The sequence below is a fragment of the Streptomyces sp. NPDC003720 genome (assembly GCF_042875075.1).
In the GTDB taxonomy this organism is placed as follows: domain Bacteria; phylum Actinomycetota; class Actinomycetes; order Streptomycetales; family Streptomycetaceae; genus Streptomyces.
The window spans coordinates 338,802-358,190 of the sequence record NZ_JBIANZ010000006.1 but is presented as its reverse complement, the minus strand read 5'-3'; the positions used below and the strand labels follow the sequence as shown (position 1 = coordinate 358,190).

Below are 19,389 nucleotides of genomic sequence, written 5' to 3'. Positions count from 1 at the left end.
GGGAGACGCAACCGGCCGGCTCAGAACGGATACCACCGCACGGTCTCGTCCCCGTCCCGCAGCGACGCCACGCGGCGCCGGAACTCGGCCAGCGCCTTCGGGTTGCCGGGCGCGTGCTGAGCCACCCAGGCGCAGCTCGCCGTCTCCCGCGCGCCCCGCAGCACCGAGCAGCCCTCCCACTCCCGCACGTCCCAGCCGTACGCCGAGACGAAGGAGTCGTACGCCTCGGCGGGCAGCCCGTAGCGGTCCCGGGACAGGGCCATCACCACCAGGTCGTGCTCGCGCAGATCCGCGGAGAAGGTCTCCAGGTCGACCAGCACCGGCCCGTCCGGCCCCACGTGCACGTTGCGGGGCAGCGCGTCCCCGTGGATCGGCCCCGGTGCCAGACGGGGCGTCAGCGCCGCCGCGGCGGCCGCGAACCCGTCCCTGCGTTCCCGCAGGTACGCGGCGTCCTCCGGGTCGATCGCCCCGCCCGCGAGCCGCAGCCAGCGCTCCACGCCGCCCAGCAGTTCCCGGGGCGGCAGCCCGAAGTCGGGGGCGGGGAGCGCGTGCACGGTCCGCAGCAGCCCGGCGAGGTCCCGGGGCTCGGCCGGCCGCACGGCGTCCGGCAGCCGGCGCCACACGGTCACCGGGTGACCCGCCACCAGCAGCGGCTCGGGCTCGGCGGCCCGCACCGCGGGCACGTCCGCCCCGGCCAGCCAGCCGGCTACGGCCAGCTCGCGCCGGGCGCGGTCCAGCAACTCGGCGTCACGGCCCACCTTGACCACCAGTTCCCCGGCCGCGAACACCGCGTTCTCACCCAGGGCGATGAGCCGTGCGTCCGCGGCCGGGCCCGGCAGAACCTTCGCCGCGGCCAGTACGTCCCGCGCCCGTGCCTCGTCCATCGTCCGCCTCCGTGCCCCTCTGCGTACCGTCCCGGCCCTCGTGGCCTCCCGTCAGTCTCCCATTCGCACAGGTCGGACCGTGTGCGCGGGCCCTTGACGGGGTAGCGCGCGTTTACGAACATGAACACGCCAACGAGGTCACGCGAAGGGGCTGATCGCATGACAGCAGTGGCCGGGACGCGGCGGCCGGCCGGTCGTGCCGCCACTCGCGGCCACGGCGCCTGGTTCCTGGTCCTGCCCGCCCTCATCCCGATCCTGCTGCTGAGCGTGGGGCCGCTGCTCTACGGGATCGTGCTGGCGTTCACCGACGCCCAGTCCGGCCGGACGACGGCCACCGGCTGGATCGGCGCCCTCAACTTCCGGGACCTGCTGCACGACACGCTGTTCTGGGAGTCGTTCCGGATCGGGCTGGTGTGGGCGGTCGGGGTGACCGTTCCGCAGTTCCTGCTGGCGCTCGGCCTCGCCCTCCTGCTCGACCAGGACCTGCGGCTCGGCCGCTTCGCCCGTGCCCTCGCGATCGTCCCGTGGGCCATGCCCGAGGTCGTCGTCGGCGTCATGTGGCGGCTGGTCTACAACCCCGACGCCGGCATCCTCAACGAGACACTGCGCGACCTCGGCCTCGGCGGCGGCCGGGACTGGCTGAGCGGCCTGGCCACCGCGCTGCCCGCCGTCATCGTCGTCGGCGTCTGGGCGGGCATGCCGCAGACCACGGTCGCTCTGCTCGCCGGCCTCCAGAACACCCCGCGCGAACTGCACGAGGCCGCCGCGGTGGACGGCGCCGGCGCCTGGCGCCGGTTCCGCGCGGTCACCTGGCCGGCCCTCAGACCGGTGGCCCTCGCCATCACCGCCCTCAACCTCATCTGGAACCTCAACTCCTTCGCCCTGGTGTACGTGCTCACCAGCGGCGGACCCGGCGGGAAGACCCGGCTGCCCATGCTGTTCGCCTACGAGGAGGCCTTCCGCTACGGCCAGTTCGGCTACGCGGCGGCGATGGGCTGCGTCCTGGTCGCGGTGGTCTCCGTGCTGCTCTCGGTGTTCCTCGTGAGCCGGCTGCGGGGAGGCGGGGACGCATGAGGAGGACCCGCCCCGCGGCCCGCGCCGGACAGTACGCCGCCCTGCTCGCCTATCTCGTCTTCCTGGCCTTCCCGCTGCTGTGGCTGCTGTCCACCGCCTTCAAACCGCCCCGCGAGCTGGGCAGCCTCCATCCCACCTGGATCCCGCGCCACCCCACCCTGGCCAACTTCCGGCAGGCCTTCGACGAGCAGCCGCTGCTGCACGCGGCCCTCAACTCCCTGCTGGTGGCGCTCGCCGCCGCCGTCGTCGCGGTACTGATCGCGACCCCGATGGCGTACGTCGTCGCGCGGCACCGCTCGGCGCTGTCCCGGGCGGCCACCGGATGGGTGGTGGTCAGCCAGGCCTTCCCGTTCGTGCTGGTGATCATCCCGCTGTTCCTGCTGCTGAAGCACCTGCGGCTGATCGACTCCCTGGCGGGGCTGGTGCTGGTGTACGTGGTGTGGGCGCTGCCGTTCGCGCTGTGGATGCTCGTCGGACACGTCCGCGCCCTGCCTCCCGAGCTGGAGGAGGCCGCGGCCGTGGACGGCGCCGGGCGGCTGCGCACGCTGGTGTCGGTGACGGCGCCGCTGCTGGCGCCGGGCATCGCGGCGACGGCGCTGTTCGCGTTCGTCACGGCGTGGAACGAGTTCTTCTTCGCGCTGGTGCTGCTGAAGAGCCCCGGCAGGCAGACCCTCCCGGTCGTCCTCACCCACTTCATCGGCGCGGAGGGCGTCGCCGACCTCGGCCCGCTGGCCGCCGCCGCGTTCCTGGCCACGCTGCCCTCCCTGTTCGTCTTCGCCCTCGTCCAGCGCCGGATCACGGGCGGCCTGCTCGAAGGGGCGGTGAAGTGATGCGGCACCCGTACGGAGCCGGCCGGGTAAGGGCGGCCACGGCACTCCTCGTCCTGCTGCTCCTCCTCGCGGGCTGTTCCGCGGCGGATCACGGGCGGGGCGGCCCGGTCACCCTGCGCTTCCAGTCCCTCGCCTGGCAGCAGGAGTCCGTGGCCGCCAACAAGGAGCTGGTGAGGGAGTGGAACGCCACCCACCCGGACGTCAGGGTCGAGTACGTCCAGGGCAGCTGGGACAGCGTGCACGACCAGCTCCTGACCTCCTTCGAGGGCGGTGAGGCCCCGGACGTCATCCACGACGCCTCCGACGACCTCGCCGACTTCGCCTACGGCGGCTACCTCGCCGACCTCACCGGGCTGCTGCCCGCCGGGCTCAACTCCGACATCCCGCGCCACAGTTGGCAGGCGGCCACCTTCGGGGACGGCGTGTACGGGGTGCCGTTCCTCCAGGAACCCCGGGTGCTGATCGCCAACACCGCCTGGCTGCGCTCGGGGCGGGTGCGCATACCGACCCCCCAACACCCCTGGAGCTGGCCCGAGTTCCGCCGGATCACCAAGCGGCTCAGCGGACCCGGCAGGTACGGCGTGGCCTGGCCGCTGAAGGAACCCGTCTCCGCCACGCTCAACCTGTCCCTCTCCGCGGGCGGCCGGCTCTTCCATCGCGACGCCGGCGGCAAGGTGACCGTCGGGTTCGGCGCCGGGGACGCGGTCGTGCCCCGCACGGTCCACGACCAGGTCGCCGTCGACCACAGCGCCCCCGCCTCTACGCTGGGCAGCGGCGGCTCGGACACCCTGCCCGGCTTCTTCGGCGGCCGGTACGCGATGGTCCCGCTGGGCTTCTCCTACCGCCAGCAGATCGCGCAGCAGGCGCCGAAGGGCTTCGACTGGCAGGTGCTGCCCGCCCCCGCCGGCGCCGGCGGGCTCACCCAGGGCGTCAGCCCGCAGACCCTGTCCGTCGCGGCCGACTGCCCGCACAAGAAGGAGGCCGCCGAGTTCATCGGCTTCCTCCTGCGGCCGCGGAACATGGTCCGCCTCGCCCTCGGCGACTGGATGCTGCCCACCGGCGCCGAGGCCCTGAAGGACCCCGCCCTGCACACCGCGGAGAACGGCTGGGCCACCGGCACCGCGCTCGCGGCCCATCTGCGCCCGGCCCCCGCCCAGTCCGTGCGCGGCTACCCGGAGTGGAAGGACAAGGTCGCCACGCCCGCCTTCCAGGAGTACTACAGCGGCTCGATCGGCCTGGTCGGCCTGCGGGAGCGCCTGGAACGGGACGGCAACCTGGTCCTGGCCCGCTACCAGCGCTGAGCCGGCGGCCGTAATTCGCTTGGACGAGACGTCTCGTCTCGCCTAGCCTCGTCGACATGACCGCTCCCGCCCACATCGCCATGTTCTCCGCCGCCCTGCACGGCCACGTGAACCCCAGCCTCGAGGTGATCCGCGAACTCGTCGCCCGCGGCCACCGGGTCACCTACGCCATCCCGCCGGCCTTCGCCGGCAAGGTGGCGGCGACCGGCGCCCGGCCCGTGCTCTACGACTCCACACTGCCCGGCCCCGACGCCGACCCCGAGGCCTGGGGGAGCACCCTGCTGGACCACGTGGAGCCGTTCCTGAACGACGCCGTCCAGGCGCTGCCGCAGCTCGCCGCGGCCTACGAGGGCGACGAACCGGACCTGGTGCTGCACGACATCACCTCCTACCCGGCCCGCGTGCTCGCCCACCGCTGGGGCGTCCCGGCGGTCTCCCTCTCACCGAACCTCGTCGCCTGGGAGGGCTACGAGGAGGAGGTGGCCGAGCCCATGTGGGCGGAGCCCCGGAAGACCGAGCGCGGCAGGGCCTACTACGCCCGGTTCCGAGCCTGGCTGGCGGAGAACGGGATCAGCCGGCACCCGGACCCCTTCGTGGGCCGCCCCGACCGCTCGCTCGTCCTCATCCCCAAGGTGCTCCAGCCGCACGCCGACCGCGTCGACGAGCGGGTGCACAGCTTCGTCGGGGCCTGCCAGGGCGACCGGGCCGACCAGGGTGACTGGCAGCGCCCCGCCGGCGCGGAGAAGGTGGTCCTCGTCTCCCTCGGCTCGGCGTTCACCAAGCGGCCCGCGTTCTACCGCGAGTGCGTCCGCGCCTTCGGCGGCCTGCCCGGCTGGCACCTGGTCCTGCAGATCGGCCGCCAGGTGACCCCGGCCGAGCTGGGCGACGTGCCCGCCAACGTGGAAGTGCACTCGTGGGTGCCGCAGTTGGCGATCCTGCGGCAGGCCGACCTGTTCGTGACGCACGCCGGAGCCGGCGGCAGCCAGGAGGGGCTGGCCACCGGCACGCCGATGATCGCCGTGCCGCAGGCCGTGGACCAGTTCGGCAACGCCGACATGCTCCAGTCCCTCGGCGTGGCCCGGCGCCTGCCCACCGAGGAGGCCACCGCCGACCGCCTCCGCGGGGCCGCCCTCGCCCTCACCGGCGACCCGGAGGTCGCCCGGCGGCTGAAGGACATCCAGGCCCAGATGGCCGAGGAGGGCGGCACCCGGCGCGCGGCCGACCTGATCGAGGCGGAACTGCCCGCGCGCTGAGCCACGCACGGGGGCCCGCCGGTTCCCCAGGACCGGCGGGCCCCCGTGTGCGCGGACGGGATCAGACGGTGAGCCGCTCGCCCTCGTCGTGGACGGGGGCCGGGGCGGCCGGCTCCGGCGCCTCGTCGTGGGTGAGGTCCGGCAGCCGGTGCAGCCACTTCGGCAGGTACCAGTTGCGCTCGCCGAGCAGTGCCATCACGGCCGGCAGCAGCACCCCGCGGATGACCGTCGCGTCGATCAGGACGGCGGCGGCCAGGCCCACGCCCATCTGCTTCATGGACTGCATGGACAGCGTGCCGAAGATCGCGAACACGGCGACCATGATGACGGCGGCGCTGGTGACGACGCCGGCCGTGGTGACCACGCCGTGCTGGATGGCGTCCCTGGTGCCGCGGCCGCGCAGCCGGGCCTCGCGGATCCGGGAGACCACGAACACGTGGTAGTCCATGGACAGGCCGAACAGGATCACGAAGAGGAACAGCGGCAGCCAGGTGACGATCGCGCCGACGCCCTCGGCGCCCACCAGCGAGGCGCCCCAGCCGTGCTGGAAGACGGCGACGAGGATGCCGTAGGCGGCGCCCACCGAGAGCAGGTTGAGCACGATCGAGGTGATCGCCACCGTCAGCGAGCGGAACGACAGCAGCATCAGCAGGAAGGCGAAGACGACCACGAACGCGAACACCGGGACGACCGAGCCGAGGAGCTGGTCGTTGAAGTCGTGGCTGCCCGCGACCTGCCCGGTGATCGGCGCCTGGACGCCCTCCACCTTGCCGAGGGTGGCGGGCCGCACCTCGTCGCGCAGCTTGTCGAGGCTCTTGACCGCGCGGTCCATCTCGGAGCCGCCGACCAGCGGTACGGAGACGAGCGCGACGTTCTGCGCCCGGTGCACCGTGACGTCGACGGGGCCGCGCGAGGCGCCCGAGGAGACGGCCCGCTGCTTGAAGTCGGCCAGTGCCCGCCGTACCTCCGGCGCGCCGATGTCCTTGGCGCTGACGACCACCTGGGCGGGCTCGGAGCCGCCCGGGAAGGCGTCGTTGAGCCGGTCGTAGGTCTGCACGATCGGCAGCGAGTTCCCGAACTCCTGGTCCAGCGTGAGCTGCTGGGTCTTCATGCCGAGCGCGGGCGCGGCGACGGCGAGCAGCGCGCCGGCCGCGACGACCACGGAGACCAGGGGCTTGGCCAGCACCCCGCGCAGCACGGCGGTCCAGAAGCGGCTCTCACCACCGCCGCCGCGCCGGCGCCGGCGGCCCAGGAAGGGGATGCGGCCCTTCTCGACCCGCTCGCCCAGCAGGGAGAGCAGCGCGGGCAGCACGGTCACCGAGCCGACCATGGCGACGGCGACCACCATCAGCGAGGCCAGGCCCATCGCCTCGAACTCGGCGAGTCCGGTGAACAGCATGCCGGCCATCGCCACGCACACGGTGACCCCGGAGACGACGATCGCGCGGCCGCTGGTGGCGGCGGCGATGCGCAGGGCGGCGCCCGCGTCCCGGCCGGCGTCCCGCTCCTCGCGCTCCCGGCGCAGGTAGAACAGGCAGTAGTCGACGCCGACGGCCATACCGACCAGCAGCATCACGGAGTTGGCGGTGTCGCTCATCGGCTGGACGTGGCTGACGATGCCCATCAGGCCCATCGTCGCCATGATCGCGGTGACCGCCAGGGCCACCGGCAGCAGCGCGGCCACCAGGGCGCCGAAGGCGATCAGCAGGATGCCGAGGGCCACCGGCACGGCCGAGTACTCGGCCTTCTGGAAGTCGTTCCCGAAGGCGTCCTGGTACTGCTTGTTCATGCTGGCGCCGCCGATCTCCTCGATCCGCAGGCCGTCATGCGTCTTCTGCACCCCGGCGACGGCGTCCAGCACCGGCTCGACCCGGTCGGCGGCGGTCTCCGCGTCGCCGCGCATGTCGAACTGCACCAGCGCGGTACGGCCGTCCCGGGAGATGGTGCGCGTGTCGTACGGCGAGGTCACACGGGTGACCTTCCCGGTGCCCTCGACGGCCTCGATCACATCGCCGACGGCGGCCCGGAACTCGCCGCTCGTCGCCTTGAGCGCGCCGTCCCGGGCCTGGATCAGCACGGTCTCGCCGGCCGGCTGCTCGATGCCCGCGTCCTCGATGATCTTCGCCGCGGTGTGTGTCTCGCCCTTGAGCTGGTCGCTCTCGTCCACGTCGACCCGGCCGGCCGCCGAGCCGAGCCCCATGGCCAGGACGACGAACAGCACCCATATGCCGACGGCGGCCCAGCGGTGCCGGGCGCTCCAGCCGCCGGCGCGGGCGGCCAGTCCCCGCACGCGCACGTCCGTGTTCCCCATGACGGGCTTTCCCCCTCGTATGCGGTGACGACCCCCTGCCGCCACGTCCTCGCTCGTTCCGTTCCGACGGTATGGGCCCGCCGGGCGGGTCTCGTCGTACTGCCCGGTGAAGTGGCGCGGGCCCGGCTCACCGCTGGGGAGGACGGCGGGCCCCTACATCTTTCGGGGGTCCCCGGGGCGGCGTCTCGGGGTGAGGGGTCCGGGGAAGGGCCGTGTCCGATCCGCCGTCGAAGATCCACTTTGTGATTACGAAACCTTGTTGAACAAGTCACAGGTGCGTGTAGAGGTTGAACCGCGGGCCGCTGATCGGCCAGAGTTTCGCGCGGGCCCGGGTCGTCCCGGGCCGGCCGCCGTGCCCGCCCCCACGGGGCACGGCGGCCGTTCTAACCTGTCCGGGTGACGACTTATGCGGCGCTGCTGCGCGGAATCAACGTCGGCGGCAACAGGAAGCTCCCGATGGCCGATCTCCGCTCGCTCCTGACGGGCCTCGGCCACGGCGGCGTACGGACCCATCTGCAGAGCGGCCAGGCCGTGTTCAGCGCCGGGCAGGGCGACGAGGACTCCCTGGCGGCCGAGCTGACCGGGGCGATCGAGGCGCGGTTCGGCTTCCGGGTCGACGTCATCGTGCGCGACCACGCCTATCTGCGGGCGGTGGCCGAGGCCTGCCCGTTCCCGGCCGCCGAACTGACCGGGAAGCAGCTCCACGTCACCTACTTCTCCGCGCCGGTCACCCCCGAGCGCTTCGCGGCGATCGACGCCGCCGCGCACCTCCCCGAGGAGTTCCGCCTCGGCGACCGCTGCCTCTACCTGTACGCCCCGGACGGCCTGGGCCGCTCCAAACTGGCCGAGGCACTGTCCCGCCGCCCCGCCAAGGACCTGATCGCCACCAGCCGCAACTGGAACACGGTGCTGAAACTCGTCGAACTGACCGCTGCCGAGCAGTGAGACGCCCCCGCGGGACCGGCCGGTCCGCCGCGAAGTGGCCCAGGGAACCGGGCCGCGATTGGACCGGGATTCCGCGCCACTCGCCGCCTAGCGTGGTCGGCATGACACACGCCGACCACAGCCGTGACGCCGGTTCCGCCCCCACCCGGGTCGACTTCTGGTTCGACTCCGCCTGCCCCTTCGCCTGGATCACCTCCCGCTGGCTGCTGGAGGTCGAGCGCCTGCGCCCGCTCGACCTCCGCTTCCGTCCCATGAGCCTCTACCTGCACAACGCCGGCAACGAACTCCCGGACTGGTACCGGGACCTGGTCGACCGGTCGATCGGACCGGCGCGGGTCGCGGTGGCCGCCGCCGAACGGCACGGAGAGAAGGTGCTGCGGGACCTGTACACCGCGTTCGGCACCCGCATCCACGAGCGGAAGGCGGAGGACTTCGACGCGGTCGTCGCCGAGTCGCTGGCCGAACTCGGCCTGCCGGCCGACCTGTCGGACGCCGCCCACGACCCCTCGTACGACGCCGCGGTGCGCCGCGCGCACGAAGCGGGCGCCGAACCGGAGTCCGGCGGCTACGTGGGCACGCCCACGATCCACGTCGACGGTACGGTGTGGTTCGGTCCCGTCCTGCGGGCCGTGCCGCGCGGCGCCGAGGCCGCGGAACTCTTCGACAGCTTCCGGGTGCTGGCCCGCCACCCCGACTTCTTCGAGCTCAAGCGCACCCGCTCCGGAGCGCTCCGCTTCGACTGATCCGCGCGGACACGCGGGCCCCCGGCCCGCGGGAAGCGGGTGGCCGATAAACGACCTTCGGGCGCGACGGGCTCCAGGACCCGGTGACGCATCAGCCGTGCCGGACGCAGAACGAGGTGCCGGCCGCGGTCCGACGTCACAGGGGAACGCCGGACCGCGGCCGGCCCTCGCGCACCGCCCGCGCGGGCGCGGCCCGGGACGGGCGCGCCACGCCTCCCCCGGAGCCGCCCCCTGTCCGTTCCGCCGGGAGTGTCCGGCCTGGTCAACGGACGCGAATCACTCGTACGGGTGACTGTTTTCGGCCCTTCCGCACGCGTGGCCGCGGCGGCACCAGACTCCAGGACGGGGCCGGAGCCACGGCGTCGGTAACGTCGGCGCTCCCGGACCCAGGCCCGGTACGGCCCCTCCCAGACCAGGAGTCAGGACAGGACGATGAGCACGTACTACCACGGCAACATCAACGGCCGCACCGGCAGCGACCACGGACCCGACCCGGAGACCGTCTTCCGGCTCACCGAGGGCCTCCTCGACGCACTGCACGCCGAGCTCCCCGGACTCGTCGTCCACGGGGAGGTCATCATGGCCGCGCTGGAGGAGGCGGCGGCGGACGGCGGGCCGCCCAACCGGGGCCGCATCCGCTCGAGCCTCGACGCCATCAGCATCGGCGCCCCGGCCGGGACCGGCAGCCTCGCCTACACACAGCAACTGGTGCACCTGCTGGACCTGTGAACCGGCCGGGCCCCGCCGCCACGGGGCCCGGCACCGGGTCAGGCGCCGAGCGCCGTCCGCGCCGGCAGGGCCGCCGTGTCGTAGCGGGCCAGCAGGAGCCGCGCCACCTCGGGGGCCGGACCGAGGACGTCCGCCAGGACGTCGGCCCGCGCCGCACCGCGCGCGATGCGGTCCGGCAGGAACCCGGGGGCGAGGACGTAGGGCGCCACGGCGACCCGTTCGCAGCCGAGCGCGCGCAGTTCGCCCACGGCGTCCTCGGTCCGGGGAAGGGATGCGGAGGCGAACGCGGGCCGCACGGCGCACCAACCGGTGTGCCACCACTCCCGCGCGATGTCGGCGATCACCGCGATCGCCTCCGGGTCGGAGGACCCCGCCGAGGCCAGGACGACCCCGGTCGAGGACTTGTCGGCGGGCGACAGCCCCGCCTCGTACAGCCGCCGTTCCAATGCCGACAGCAGCAGCGGCGACGGGCCCAGCACCTCGGCCTGGCGGACGCGCAGACCGCGCGGCGCGTCGCGCAGGACGGCCGGGATGTCGGCCTTCGCGTGGAAGGCGCGGGTCAGCAGCAGCGGCTGCGCCACCACGTCCCGCACCCCCTCCGCGGCCAGGGACCGGAGCACCCCGTGCACGGACGGGATGTTGAAGTCCAGGAAGCCGGTCTCCACGCGCAGCCCGGGCCGCAGCGACCGCACCCGCTGCACCAGGGCGTGCACGGTCGCGGCGTGCCGCGGGTCGCGGCTGCCGTGGGCGATCACCAGGAGGACGGGACGGACCGGCTTTCCGTACACGGGAATCAGCTCTTCACCAGGAGGCCTCGGCTGCGCAGCACCCACCGCTCGAGCGGGGAGAAGATGAGCAGGTCGATGGCGATGCCGACGAACAGGATCAGGAAGATCGCCTCGAACACCATGGACATGGAGCTGGCGTTGCGGCCGTTCTCCAGCAGCGCGCCCAGGCCGATGCCGAGGTCGGGGGAGGAGGCGATGATCTCCGCCGCCATCAGCGAGCGCCAGGAGAAGGCCCAGCCCTGCTTCAGGCCGGCCAGGTAGCCCGGCAGCGCGGCCGGCAGCACGATGTGCCAGGCGCCCCGCAGGCCGGTCGCGCCCATCGTGCGGCCCGCCCGCAGGAACAGCGGCGGCACCTGGTCGATGCCGGACACCAGGCCGTTGGCGATCGACGGCACCGCGCCGAGCAGGATCACCGCGTACATCATCTGGTTGTCCAGGCCCAGCCAGATCACCGCGGGCGGCACCCAGGCCACCGACGGCAGGGACTGCAGACCGGAGAGCACCGGGCCGATGGCCGCGCGCACGAACCTCACCCGGGCCACCAGCAGGCCCAGCGGGGTGCCGATGGCCAGCGCGAACAGGAAGCCCAGCAGACCGCGCGAGACGCTGGTCCAGATGTAGCCGAGCAGCTTGCCTTCCAGCCAGGCCCGCTTGAACTCGCCGCCCACGTCCGAGGGGGAGGGCAGCTTCGTCGGGTCGTCCACGATCCGGAAAGAGATCAGGGCCTGCCAGACGACCAGCACCACGACGGTGGCGACGATCGGCGGGAGGATCTTGCGGACGAAGGTCTGCCGGAACGGAGCCCGGCCCGCGACTGCCGTCTCCAGGGCGTCCAGGCCTGCCTCGACGCTTCCCGCGTCCGTGGCGGTCTTCGTCTCAGTGCTGGCCATGACGGCGGATCTCCCCACGCAGTACTTCGGTGATCTCGAGGGACAGTTCGGCGACCGGGGCGTCCTCGATGCGCCGCGGCTGCGGGATGTCCACCCGCCACTCGCGGGCCACCCGGCCCGGACGGGACGACAGCAGCACCACCCGCTGCGCGAGCCGCACCGCCTCGCGCACGTTGTGCGTGACGAACAGGACGGACAGTCCCGTCTCCGCCCAGATCCGGGTGAGTTCGTCGTGCAGCAGGTCGCGGGTGATCGCGTCCAGCGCGGCGAACGGCTCGTCCATGAGCAGCAACTGGCTGTCCTGCGCGAGCGCCCGGGCCATGGCCACACGCTGTCGCATACCGCCGGACAGCTCGTGCACCCGCTTGCCGTACGAGCCCTGCAGCCGGACCAGCTCGAGGAGCTCCTCGGCCCTGCCACGCCGCTCGCCCTTCGGAACACCCCGGAGCCGCAGGGCGAGTTCTATGTTCTTGCCCGCGGTCAGCCACGGGAACAGCGCGTGCTCCTGGAACATCAGGGCGGGGCGCCCGTGGGTCGCGATGCTGCCGGCGGTGGGCCGGTCGAGCCCCGCGACCAGGTTCAGCAGCGTCGACTTGCCGCAGCCCGAGGCACCCAGGAGGGTGACGAACTCGCCGGGCGCGACGTCGAGTGTGATGTCGTCGAGGACGAGTTGCGAGCCGGCCGGCCCGGCGAAGGACTTCGAAACCTGCTCGATGCGTGCCGCGTACTCGACCGTCTCTGCTTCTTCGGCCTTGGCGAGGGCGGTTGCCATGGTCGTCACCTCCTGGGGACGCTCGGATCCGTAACTCAGCCGACGCCGAGACCGGCGTCGGCGACGGTGCTCTCACCCTTGGCCTCGAGAACCCTGTTCAGGGGGCCGAGGTCGTAGATGCCCTTCAGCTCCGGGTCCTCCAGGAGGCCCGCCTTGACCGCGTGCCGCGCCTCGGTGCCGAGGGTCGCGGCCAGCGGGTCGTTCGTGATCCGGATCGACTTCCAGGCCGGGTCCAGGACGTCGGCCGGCAGCTCCTTGCCGGAGTCGATGCCGAGCTGCCTGTTCGCCGCGGCCTTGGCCTGGTCCGGATGGGCGTTGATCCACGCGTTGGTGTCGACCGACGCCCTCAGCACGGCCTCGACGGCCTTCGGGTGCTCCTTCAGGAACTTCTGCGACACGACGATGTTCGTGATCACGAACTTCCTGCCGGGCCACAGGGAGGCCTCGTCGAGCAGTACCCTGCCGCCCTCGGCGACCAGCTTGGACGCGGTCGGCTCGGGCACCCAGGCGCCGTCGACGGAACCGGACTTGAACGCGTCCGGGGTCACCTTGTTGTCGGTGCGGACGACCGAGACGTCGCCCTTGCCGCTCTCCGCGTCGACCTTCCAGCCCTGCTCCGCGGCCCAGTTGAGGAACGCGACGTCCTGGGTGTTGCCGAGCTGGGGCGTGGCGATCCGCTTGCCCTCGACGTCCTTCAGGGACTTGATCTTCTTCGGGTTCACCACCAGCTTCACCCCGCCGGAGGCCGAACCGACCACGATCCGCAGGTTCTTGCCGTTCGACGTGGTGTAGCCGTTGATGGCTGGGGAGGGGCCGATCCAGCCGATGTCGACGGAGCCCGAGTTCAGCGCCTCGATCTCGGACGGACCGGCGTTGAACACCTGGTAGTCCGCCTTGGTCGCGCCGAGCGCCTTCTGGAAGAAGCCCTTCTGCTTGCCCACCAGCGCGGTCGCGTGGGTCAGGTTGCCGAAGTAGCCGATCCGCACGGAGTCGAGGCCGTCGGTCTTCTCGGCCCCGGCGGCGATCCGGGCGCCCGCGTCGTGGTCCTTGGCCTCGGACCCGTAGCCGCAGGCGGCGAGCATCAGCAGGGGGAGGGCCGCTGTCGCGGCCAGACCGCGGCGAAGCAAGGTGGAACCACTGGCAGGCACGGGAGGCTTTCCTCTCGTTGGCCCGGCGGTCACGCTCTCAGGACGTGGCCGGGAGTTCGGCAAAGGGTCTTCGTCGCTGGGCGCGCATGCGGTGCGCGTACGTCACCGCACACATCGGCCCACTCCGCCCTGCCCGCTGCCGAGGGCGCCGCTGCCGACGCGGCCGCCCTCCTTCGCGAACATCGAGTAGAAATCGCAGGTGTTCATGGTCAGAAGTCCCAGCCGTCTTCCTCGGCGGCGTCCTTGACCGGCTCGGGGGAGGCGAACGACTCGCCGACCATGCCGGCGGTGAGCGTGGTGCCGTCGCTGGGGTCGATCAGGATGAAGGAGCCGGTGCGGCGCGAGTCGGCGTAGGAGTCGACCGGCAGCGGCTCGGCGGTGCGGATCTTCACCCGGCCGATGTCGTTGGCGACGAGCCGCCCGGGATGCGGGTGCAGGGACAGGTCGTCGAGCGTGAGCCGGGACGGGATGTCCTTGACGATCGCCTTGACCGTGCGGGTGCCGTGCTTGAGGAGCACCCGGTGCCCGACGGCCAGCGGCTGGTCGGCGACGTGGCAGACGGTCGCCTCCACGTCCTGCGTGACCGGCGGGGCGTCCTTCGCGGGCACGATCAGGTCGCCGCGCGAGACGTCGATGTCGTCCTCGAGCAGCACCGTCACCGACTGCGTCGTCCACGCCACGTCGACCGGCTCGCCCAGCAGGTCGATGCCGGAGATCCGGGTGGTGCGCCCGGACGGCAGCACGGCGACCGGGTCGCCGACCCGGAAGGTGCCGGCGGCGATCTGGCCCGCGTAGCCCCGGTAGTCCGGGTGCTCGGCGGTCTGCGGACGGATCACGAACTGCACGGGGAGCCGGGCGTGGCAGTGCGCCAGGTCGTGGCTGACCGGGACCGTCTCCAGGTGCTCCAGCACGGTCGGGCCGCCGTACCAGTCCATGTTCGCGGACGGCTCCACCACGTTGTCGCCGGCCAGCGCCGAGATCGGGACGGCGGTGACCTCGGGGACGCCCAGCTCGACGGCGTAGGCGGTGAACTCCTCGGCGATCGCGGCGAAGACGGACTCCTCGTACGCGACGAGGTCCATCTTGTTGACGGCGAGGACCACGTGCGGCACGCGCAGCAGCGCGGCGATCGCCGCGTGCCGGCGCGTCTGCTCGACCACGCCGTTGCGGGCGTCGACGAGGATCACCGTCAGCTCGGCCGTGGACGCGCCCGTCACCATGTTCCGGGTGTACTGCACATGGCCCGGGGTGTCGGCGAGGATGAACCGGCGCCGGGGCGTGGCGAAGTAGCGGTAGGCCACGTCGATGGTGATGCCCTGCTCCCGCTCGGCGCGCAGGCCGTCGGTGAGCAGCGCCAGGTCCGGGCCGTCCTGGCCGCGGCTCGCGGACGCCCGCTCCACGGCCTCCAACTGGTCGGTGAGGACCGACTTGGAGTCGTGCAGCAGCCGCCCGACGAGCGTGGACTTGCCGTCGTCGACGGAGCCCGCGGTGGCGAACCGCAGCAGGGTGGTCTCCGGGAGCGTCTCGGTCGTGGTGGTGCTCATGCTTAGAAGTACCCCTCGCGCTTGCGGTCTTCCATCGCGGCCTCGGAGAGCTTGTCGTCGGCGCGGGTGGCGCCCCGCTCGGTGAGCCGGGACGCGGCGATCTCGGCGATGACGGCGTCCAGCGTGGTCGCGTCGGAGTCGACGGCGCCGGTGCAGGACATGTCGCCGACCGTGCGGTAGCGCACCAGGCGCTTCTCGACGGTCTCGCCGTCCTTGGCGCCGCCCCACTCGCCGGCCGTCAGCCACATCCCGGCCCGCTGGAACACCTCGCGCTCGTGGGCGAAGTAGATCTCCGGCAGCTCGATGCCCTCGCGGGCGATGTACTGCCAGACGTCCAGCTCGGTCCAGTTGGACAGCGGGAAGACGCGGACGTGCTCGCCCGGGGCGTGCCGTCCGTTGTACAGGTTCCACAGCTCGGGGCGCTGCCGGCGCGGGTCCCACTGGGAGAACTCGTCCCGCAGGGAGAACACCCGCTCCTTGGCGCGGGCCTTCTCCTCGTCGCGCCGCCCGCCGCCGAACACCGCGTCGAACCTCTCGCTCTGGATCTTCTCCGTCAGCGGAAGGGTCTGCAGCGGGTTGCGGGTGCCGTCGGGGCGCTCCTTGAGCACACCGCGGTCGATGTAGTCCTGGACGGACGCCACATGGAGCCGCAGACCGTGTTCGGCGACCACACGGTCCCGGTAGTCCAGCACCTCGGGGAAGTTGTGTCCCGTGTCCACATGGAGCAGCGAGAAGGGAATCTGGGCCGGGGCGAACGCCTTCAGCGCGAGGTGCAGCATCAGGATCGAGTCCTTGCCACCGGAGAACAGGATCACCGGGTTCTCGAACTCGCCCGCGACCTCGCGGAAGATGTGCACCGCCTCGGACTCCAGCGCGTCCAGGTGCGACAGGGCGTACGGAGTGTCCGTGCCCTCGCCGCCGGCCGCGGTCTCGGCGACGGTCGTCATGCCAGTCCCCTCTCACTGAGCAGGGCATGCACCGAGACGGCGGACTCCCGCACGGTCTGGTGCTGCGATTCGATCCGCAGGTCGGGCGCCTCGGGCTCCTCGTACGGGTCGTCCACGCCCGTCAGCCCCGTCAGCTCACCCGCCGCCTGCTTGGCGTACAGGCCCTTCACGTCCCGGACGGAGCACACCTCGACCGGGGTCGCCACATGGATCTCCAGGTACGGCGTCCCGTTCTCCGCGTGCCGCTCGCGCACCGCCTCACGGCTGTCCGCGTAGGGCGCGATCACCGGGACCAGCGCCTTCACACCGTTGCGGGCGAGCAGTTCGGCGACGAAGCCGATGCGCTGCACATTGGTGTGCCGGTCCTCGCGGCCGAAGCCGAGGCCCGCCGAGATGAACTCGCGGATCTCGTCGCCGTCGAGTACCTCGACACGGTGGCCGTCGGCGCGCAGCCGGCCGGCCAGCTCGTACGCGATGGTGGTCTTGCCGGCGCTGGGCAGACCCGTGAGCCAGACGGTGGCTCCGGTGGTCACGTGGTTCTCCTGGGTGTCGGTGGCTTCGGTCGAAGCGGTGGCCGGACCTGTGGGCGCGGTGTGCGCGGCGGTGGGCGCCGTCATCCGTGCAGCCCGCACTCGGTCTTGGCGCGCCCCGCCCAGCGGCCGGCGCGCGCGTCCTCGCCCTCCAGGACGCGGCGGGTGCAGGGGGCGCAGCCGACGGAGGGGTAGCCGTCCGTCAGCAGCGGGTTGGTGAGCACGCCGTGCTCGGCGACGTAGGCGTCCACGTCGTCCTGGGTCCAGCGGGCGATGGGGGAGACCTTGACCTTCTGCCGCTTCTCGTCCCAGCCGACGACCGGGGTGTTCGCCCGGGTCGGGGACTCGTCGCGGCGCAGGCCGGTCGCCCAGGCCTGGTAGCCCTTCAGACCCTCCTCCAGCGGCTTCACCTTGCGCAGCGCGCAGCACAGGTCGGGGTCGCGGTCGTGCAGCTTCGGGCCGTACTCCGCGTCCTGCTCGGCGACCGTCTGCCGCGGGGTGAGCGTGATGACGTTGACGTCCATCACGGCCTCCACGGCGTCCCGGGTGCCGATGGTCTCCGGGAAGTGGTAGCCGGTGTCGAGGAAGACGACGTCCACGCCCTTGCGGGCGCGGGAGGCGAGATGGGCGACCACGGCGTCCTCCATCGAGGACGTGACGCAGAACCCCGCCCCGAAGGTGTCGACCGCCCACTGGAGGATCTCCAGCGCGCTGGCGTCCTCCAGGTCGCGGCCCGCCTGCTCGGCGAGCCGCTTCAACTCGTCGGCCGTGCGCTCCTGCTGAGCAGTCGTCATGCTCCGTCGCCCCCTTGGTCGTCGGCTCGCTCGAGCCCCCGGGCGAGCAGCCCGAGGAACTTCAGCTGGAATGCTCGGTTGCACGCCCCGCACTCCCAGGCCCCGTGCCCCTGCTCGCCCGGCCGCAGGTCCTCGTCCCCGCAGTAGGGGCAGTAGAAGGGCGCCGCCCGCTCGCTCACGACAGCGCCTCCTCGGAAGCCCGGGCGGCCCAGGTGGCGAAGCGCTCGCCGGCCTCGCGTTCGGCCTGGTAGCGCGCCAGGACCCGCTCGATGTAGTCGGGCAGTTCGGCCGAGGTGACCTTCAGCCCGCGGACCTTGCGGCCGAAGCCGGCCTCCAGGCCGAGCGCGCCGCCGAGGTGCACCTGGTAGCCCTCGACCTGGTTGCCGTCGTCGTCCAGGACGAGCTGGCCCTTGAGGCCGATGTCCGCGACCTGGATGCGGGCGCAGGCGTTCGGGCAGCCGTTGAGGTTGATGGTGATCGGCTCGTCGAAGTCCGGCAGTCGGCGCTCGAGTTCGTCGATGAGCTGCGCGCCGCGCTGCTTGGTCTCGACGATGGCCAGCTTGCAGAACTCGATGCCGGTGCAGGCCATGGTGCCGCGCCGGAACGAGGACGGCCGGGCGGTGAGGTCCAGCGCCTCCAGGCCCTCGACCAGCGAGTCGACCTGGTCCTGCTCGACGTCCAGAACGATCATCTTCTGCTCGACGGTGGTGCGGACCCGGCCCGAGCCGTGCGCCTCCGCGAGGTCGGCGATCTTCGTCAGGGTGCCGCCGTCGACGCGGCCGACCCGCGGGGCGAACCCGACGTAGAACCGGCCGTCCTGCTGCCGGTGCACACCGATGTGGTCGCGCCACCGCTGCGCCGGCTGCTCGGGCGCGGGACCGTCGACCAGCTTGCGGCCGCCCAGGTACTCGTCCTCCAGCACCTGGCGGAACTTCTCCGGGCCCCAGTCGGCGACCAGGAACTTCAGCCGGGCCCGGTTGCGCAGCCGGCGGTAGCCGTGGTCACGGAAGATCGAGATGACGCCCTCGTAGACGTCCGGGACCTCGTCGATCGGCACCCAGGCGCCGAGCCGCACGCCCAGCTTGGGGTTGGTCGACAGGCCGCCGCCCACCCACACGTCGAAGCCCGGCCCGTGCTCGGGGTGCCGTACGCCGACGAACGCCACGTCGTTGATCTCGTGCACGACGTCCAGCAGCGGCGAACCCGAGATGGCCGTCTTGAACTTGCGCGGGAGGTTCGAGTACGCCGGGTTGTTCAGGACCCGGCGCTTCATCTCCTCCAGCGCCGGCGTGGCGTCGATGATCTCGTCCTCGGCGATGCCCGCGACCGGCGAGCCGATCATCACGCGCGGGGTGTCGCCGCACGCGGTGACGGTCGACAGGCCCACGCCCTCGAGCCGCTCCCAGATCGCGGGCACGTCCTCGATGCGGATCCAGTGGTACTGGACGTTCTGCCGGTCGGTGATGTCCGCGGTGCCCCGCGCGAACTCCTGCGAGACCTCGCCGATGACCCGGAGCTGCTCCGTGGTGAGCGCGCCGCCGTCGATGCGCACCCGGAGCATGAAGTACTCGTCGTCCAGCTCCTCCGGCTCCAGGATCGCGGTCTTGCCGCCGTCGATCCCGGGCTTGCGCTGGGTGTACAGGCCCCACCAGCGCATCCGGCCGCGCAGGTCGTTCGGGTCGATCGAGTCGAAACCGCGCTTGGAGTAGATCGTCTCAATGCGCGTCCGCACGTTGAGACCGTCGTCGTCCTTCTTGAACTGCTCGTTGCCGTTGAGCGGGGTGAAGTGGCCTGCGGCCCACTGACCCTCACCGCGGTGACGGCTCACCTTGCGGCGGGGCGCGGAGGCGGCAGAGTTCTGCGGGGTGGCGGCCATGGTTGTTACGTCCTTCGGGACAGGCGGGAA

Annotated in this window: 19 protein-coding genes; 7 read left to right on the top strand and 12 right to left on the bottom strand. The window is 72.4% G+C overall.

The genetic code is table 11. From position 1 onward, the window contains the following. Positions 1 to 20: 20 nt before the first annotated feature. Positions 21 to 884 carry a phosphotransferase enzyme family protein gene (locus tag ACFYU0_RS19015; protein ID WP_389302536.1) on the bottom strand — a complete coding sequence of 288 codons (864 nt, stop codon included), beginning with the start codon at positions 882 to 884 and terminating at the stop codon, positions 21 to 23. A 159-nt stretch (positions 885 to 1,043) separates the two neighbouring features. On the opposite strand from ACFYU0_RS19015, the gene ACFYU0_RS19010 reads away from it, so the two are divergent. From ACFYU0_RS19010 to mgt, 4 genes are read left to right on the top strand one after another with little or no spacing between them, the layout of a single operon-like run. Next, positions 1,044 to 1,958 carry a carbohydrate ABC transporter permease gene (locus ACFYU0_RS19010; RefSeq protein WP_389302533.1) on the top strand — a complete coding sequence of 305 codons (915 nt, stop codon included), beginning with the start codon at positions 1,044 to 1,046 and terminating at the stop codon, positions 1,956 to 1,958. Further along, complete coding sequence (locus ACFYU0_RS19005) at positions 1,955 to 2,788, top strand: carbohydrate ABC transporter permease (protein WP_351665730.1); 834 nt, start codon at positions 1,955 to 1,957, stop codon at positions 2,786 to 2,788. Before ACFYU0_RS19010 ends, ACFYU0_RS19005 begins: the two co-directional genes overlap by 4 nt. After that, complete coding sequence (locus ACFYU0_RS19000; RefSeq protein WP_389302529.1) at positions 2,788 to 4,089, top strand: ABC transporter substrate-binding protein; 1,302 nt, start codon at positions 2,788 to 2,790, stop codon at positions 4,087 to 4,089. Before ACFYU0_RS19005 ends, ACFYU0_RS19000 begins: the two co-directional genes overlap by 1 nt. A 56-nt stretch (positions 4,090 to 4,145) precedes the next feature. Next, positions 4,146 to 5,342: a macrolide-inactivating glycosyltransferase gene (gene mgt, locus ACFYU0_RS18995; RefSeq protein WP_389302526.1), complete on the top strand. Its 1,197-nt coding sequence runs from the start codon at positions 4,146 to 4,148 to the stop codon at positions 5,340 to 5,342. Between the two features lie 61 nt (positions 5,343 to 5,403). Here the strand turns inward: mgt and ACFYU0_RS18990 are convergent, their stop codons facing one another. After that, positions 5,404 to 7,653 (bottom strand): MMPL family transporter, encoded by a 2,250-nt coding sequence (locus tag ACFYU0_RS18990; RefSeq protein WP_389302523.1) that lies wholly within the window; start codon positions 7,651 to 7,653, stop codon positions 5,404 to 5,406. 396 nt (positions 7,654 to 8,049) lie between these two features. Here ACFYU0_RS18990 and ACFYU0_RS18985 point away from each other — a divergent pair, with 396 nt between their 5' ends. The 3 genes from ACFYU0_RS18985 (at position 8,050) to ACFYU0_RS18975 (ending at position 10,070) form a co-directional block, all read left to right on the top strand. Next, the gene (locus ACFYU0_RS18985; RefSeq protein WP_351665724.1) at positions 8,050 to 8,598 is read left to right on the top strand and encodes a DUF1697 domain-containing protein; all 549 of its coding nucleotides are present in this window, start codon (positions 8,050 to 8,052) and stop codon (positions 8,596 to 8,598) included. A 101-nt stretch (positions 8,599 to 8,699) separates the two neighbouring features. After that, positions 8,700 to 9,341: a DsbA family protein gene (locus tag ACFYU0_RS18980; protein WP_351665722.1), complete on the top strand. Its 642-nt coding sequence runs from the start codon at positions 8,700 to 8,702 to the stop codon at positions 9,339 to 9,341. A 432-nt stretch (positions 9,342 to 9,773) separates the two neighbouring features. After that, positions 9,774 to 10,070, top strand: a complete 297-nt coding sequence (locus ACFYU0_RS18975) for a hypothetical protein (RefSeq protein WP_351665720.1) — start codon at positions 9,774 to 9,776, stop codon at positions 10,068 to 10,070. 38 nt (positions 10,071 to 10,108) lie between these two features. Here ACFYU0_RS18975 and ACFYU0_RS18970 read toward each other — a convergent pair whose 3' ends face one another. From ACFYU0_RS18970 to ACFYU0_RS18925, 10 genes are all read right to left on the bottom strand, one after another. Continuing rightward, positions 10,109 to 10,858, bottom strand: a complete 750-nt coding sequence (locus tag ACFYU0_RS18970; protein WP_389302519.1) for a sirohydrochlorin chelatase — start codon at positions 10,856 to 10,858, stop codon at positions 10,109 to 10,111. 5 nt (positions 10,859 to 10,863) lie between these two features. Beyond that, a complete protein-coding gene (locus ACFYU0_RS18965) occupies positions 10,864 to 11,748 on the bottom strand; it encodes an ABC transporter permease (protein WP_351665716.1) in 885 nt (294 codons plus the stop codon). Next, positions 11,735 to 12,520, bottom strand: a complete 786-nt coding sequence (locus ACFYU0_RS18960; RefSeq protein ID WP_351665714.1) for an ABC transporter ATP-binding protein — start codon at positions 12,518 to 12,520, stop codon at positions 11,735 to 11,737. Before ACFYU0_RS18960 ends, ACFYU0_RS18965 begins: the two co-directional genes overlap by 14 nt. Before the next feature lie 35 nt (positions 12,521 to 12,555). After that, positions 12,556 to 13,668: an aliphatic sulfonate ABC transporter substrate-binding protein gene (locus ACFYU0_RS18955; RefSeq protein WP_389302514.1), complete on the bottom strand. Its 1,113-nt coding sequence runs from the start codon at positions 13,666 to 13,668 to the stop codon at positions 12,556 to 12,558. A 209-nt stretch (positions 13,669 to 13,877) separates the two neighbouring features. Beyond that, on the bottom strand, positions 13,878 to 15,212 hold the full coding sequence (locus ACFYU0_RS18950) for a sulfate adenylyltransferase subunit 1 (RefSeq protein ID WP_389302511.1): 1,335 nt from the start codon (positions 15,210 to 15,212) through the stop codon (positions 13,878 to 13,880). Positions 15,213 to 15,214: 2 nt separating this feature from the next. Further along, complete coding sequence (gene cysD / locus ACFYU0_RS18945) at positions 15,215 to 16,159, bottom strand: sulfate adenylyltransferase subunit CysD (protein ID WP_351665708.1); 945 nt, start codon at positions 16,157 to 16,159, stop codon at positions 15,215 to 15,217. After that, positions 16,156 to 16,776, bottom strand: coding sequence for an adenylyl-sulfate kinase (cysC, locus tag ACFYU0_RS18940; protein ID WP_389302507.1), 621 nt, complete (start codon positions 16,774 to 16,776; stop codon positions 16,156 to 16,158). The genes cysD and cysC overlap by 4 nt, the downstream gene beginning before the upstream one ends. Continuing rightward, positions 16,773 to 17,483, bottom strand: a complete 711-nt coding sequence (locus tag ACFYU0_RS18935) for a phosphoadenylyl-sulfate reductase (protein ID WP_389302504.1) — start codon at positions 17,481 to 17,483, stop codon at positions 16,773 to 16,775. Before ACFYU0_RS18935 ends, cysC begins: the two co-directional genes overlap by 4 nt. Continuing rightward, on the bottom strand, positions 17,480 to 17,662 hold the full coding sequence (locus ACFYU0_RS18930) for a hypothetical protein (RefSeq protein WP_199212535.1): 183 nt from the start codon (positions 17,660 to 17,662) through the stop codon (positions 17,480 to 17,482). Before ACFYU0_RS18930 ends, ACFYU0_RS18935 begins: the two co-directional genes overlap by 4 nt. Next, positions 17,659 to 19,359: a nitrite/sulfite reductase gene (locus tag ACFYU0_RS18925; RefSeq protein WP_351665702.1), complete on the bottom strand. Its 1,701-nt coding sequence runs from the start codon at positions 19,357 to 19,359 to the stop codon at positions 17,659 to 17,661. The genes ACFYU0_RS18930 and ACFYU0_RS18925 overlap by 4 nt, the downstream gene beginning before the upstream one ends. Positions 19,360 to 19,389: the final 30 nt, after the last annotated feature.

What these genes read in the sequence shown, in the direction of transcription:
- cysD (WP_351665708.1), bottom strand. Translation starts at nt 16,159, where the DNA reads ATGACGACCGTCGCCGAGACCGCGGCCGGCGGCGAGGGCACGGACACT.
- ACFYU0_RS18935 (WP_389302504.1), bottom strand. Translation starts at nt 17,483, where the DNA reads ATGACGACTGCTCAGCAGGAGCGCACGGCCGACGAGTTGAAGCGGCTC.
- mgt (WP_389302526.1), top strand. Translation starts at nt 4,146, where the DNA reads ATGACCGCTCCCGCCCACATCGCCATGTTCTCCGCCGCCCTGCACGGC.
- ACFYU0_RS18990 (WP_389302523.1), bottom strand. Translation starts at nt 7,653, where the DNA reads ATGGGGAACACGGACGTGCGCGTGCGGGGACTGGCCGCCCGCGCCGGC.
- ACFYU0_RS19015 (WP_389302536.1), bottom strand. Translation starts at nt 884, where the DNA reads ATGGACGAGGCACGGGCGCGGGACGTACTGGCCGCGGCGAAGGTTCTG.
- ACFYU0_RS19005 (WP_351665730.1), top strand. Translation starts at nt 1,955, where the DNA reads ATGAGGAGGACCCGCCCCGCGGCCCGCGCCGGACAGTACGCCGCCCTG.
- ACFYU0_RS18980 (WP_351665722.1), top strand. Translation starts at nt 8,700, where the DNA reads ATGACACACGCCGACCACAGCCGTGACGCCGGTTCCGCCCCCACCCGG.
- ACFYU0_RS18960 (WP_351665714.1), bottom strand. Translation starts at nt 12,520, where the DNA reads ATGGCAACCGCCCTCGCCAAGGCCGAAGAAGCAGAGACGGTCGAGTAC.
- ACFYU0_RS19000 (WP_389302529.1), top strand. Translation starts at nt 2,788, where the DNA reads ATGCGGCACCCGTACGGAGCCGGCCGGGTAAGGGCGGCCACGGCACTC.
- ACFYU0_RS18965 (WP_351665716.1), bottom strand. Translation starts at nt 11,748, where the DNA reads ATGGCCAGCACTGAGACGAAGACCGCCACGGACGCGGGAAGCGTCGAG.
- ACFYU0_RS18950 (WP_389302511.1), bottom strand. Translation starts at nt 15,212, where the DNA reads ATGAGCACCACCACGACCGAGACGCTCCCGGAGACCACCCTGCTGCGG.
- ACFYU0_RS18975 (WP_351665720.1), top strand. Translation starts at nt 9,774, where the DNA reads ATGAGCACGTACTACCACGGCAACATCAACGGCCGCACCGGCAGCGAC.
- ACFYU0_RS18925 (WP_351665702.1), bottom strand. Translation starts at nt 19,359, where the DNA reads ATGGCCGCCACCCCGCAGAACTCTGCCGCCTCCGCGCCCCGCCGCAAG.
- ACFYU0_RS19010 (WP_389302533.1), top strand. Translation starts at nt 1,044, where the DNA reads ATGACAGCAGTGGCCGGGACGCGGCGGCCGGCCGGTCGTGCCGCCACT.
- cysC (WP_389302507.1), bottom strand. Translation starts at nt 16,776, where the DNA reads ATGACGGCGCCCACCGCCGCGCACACCGCGCCCACAGGTCCGGCCACC.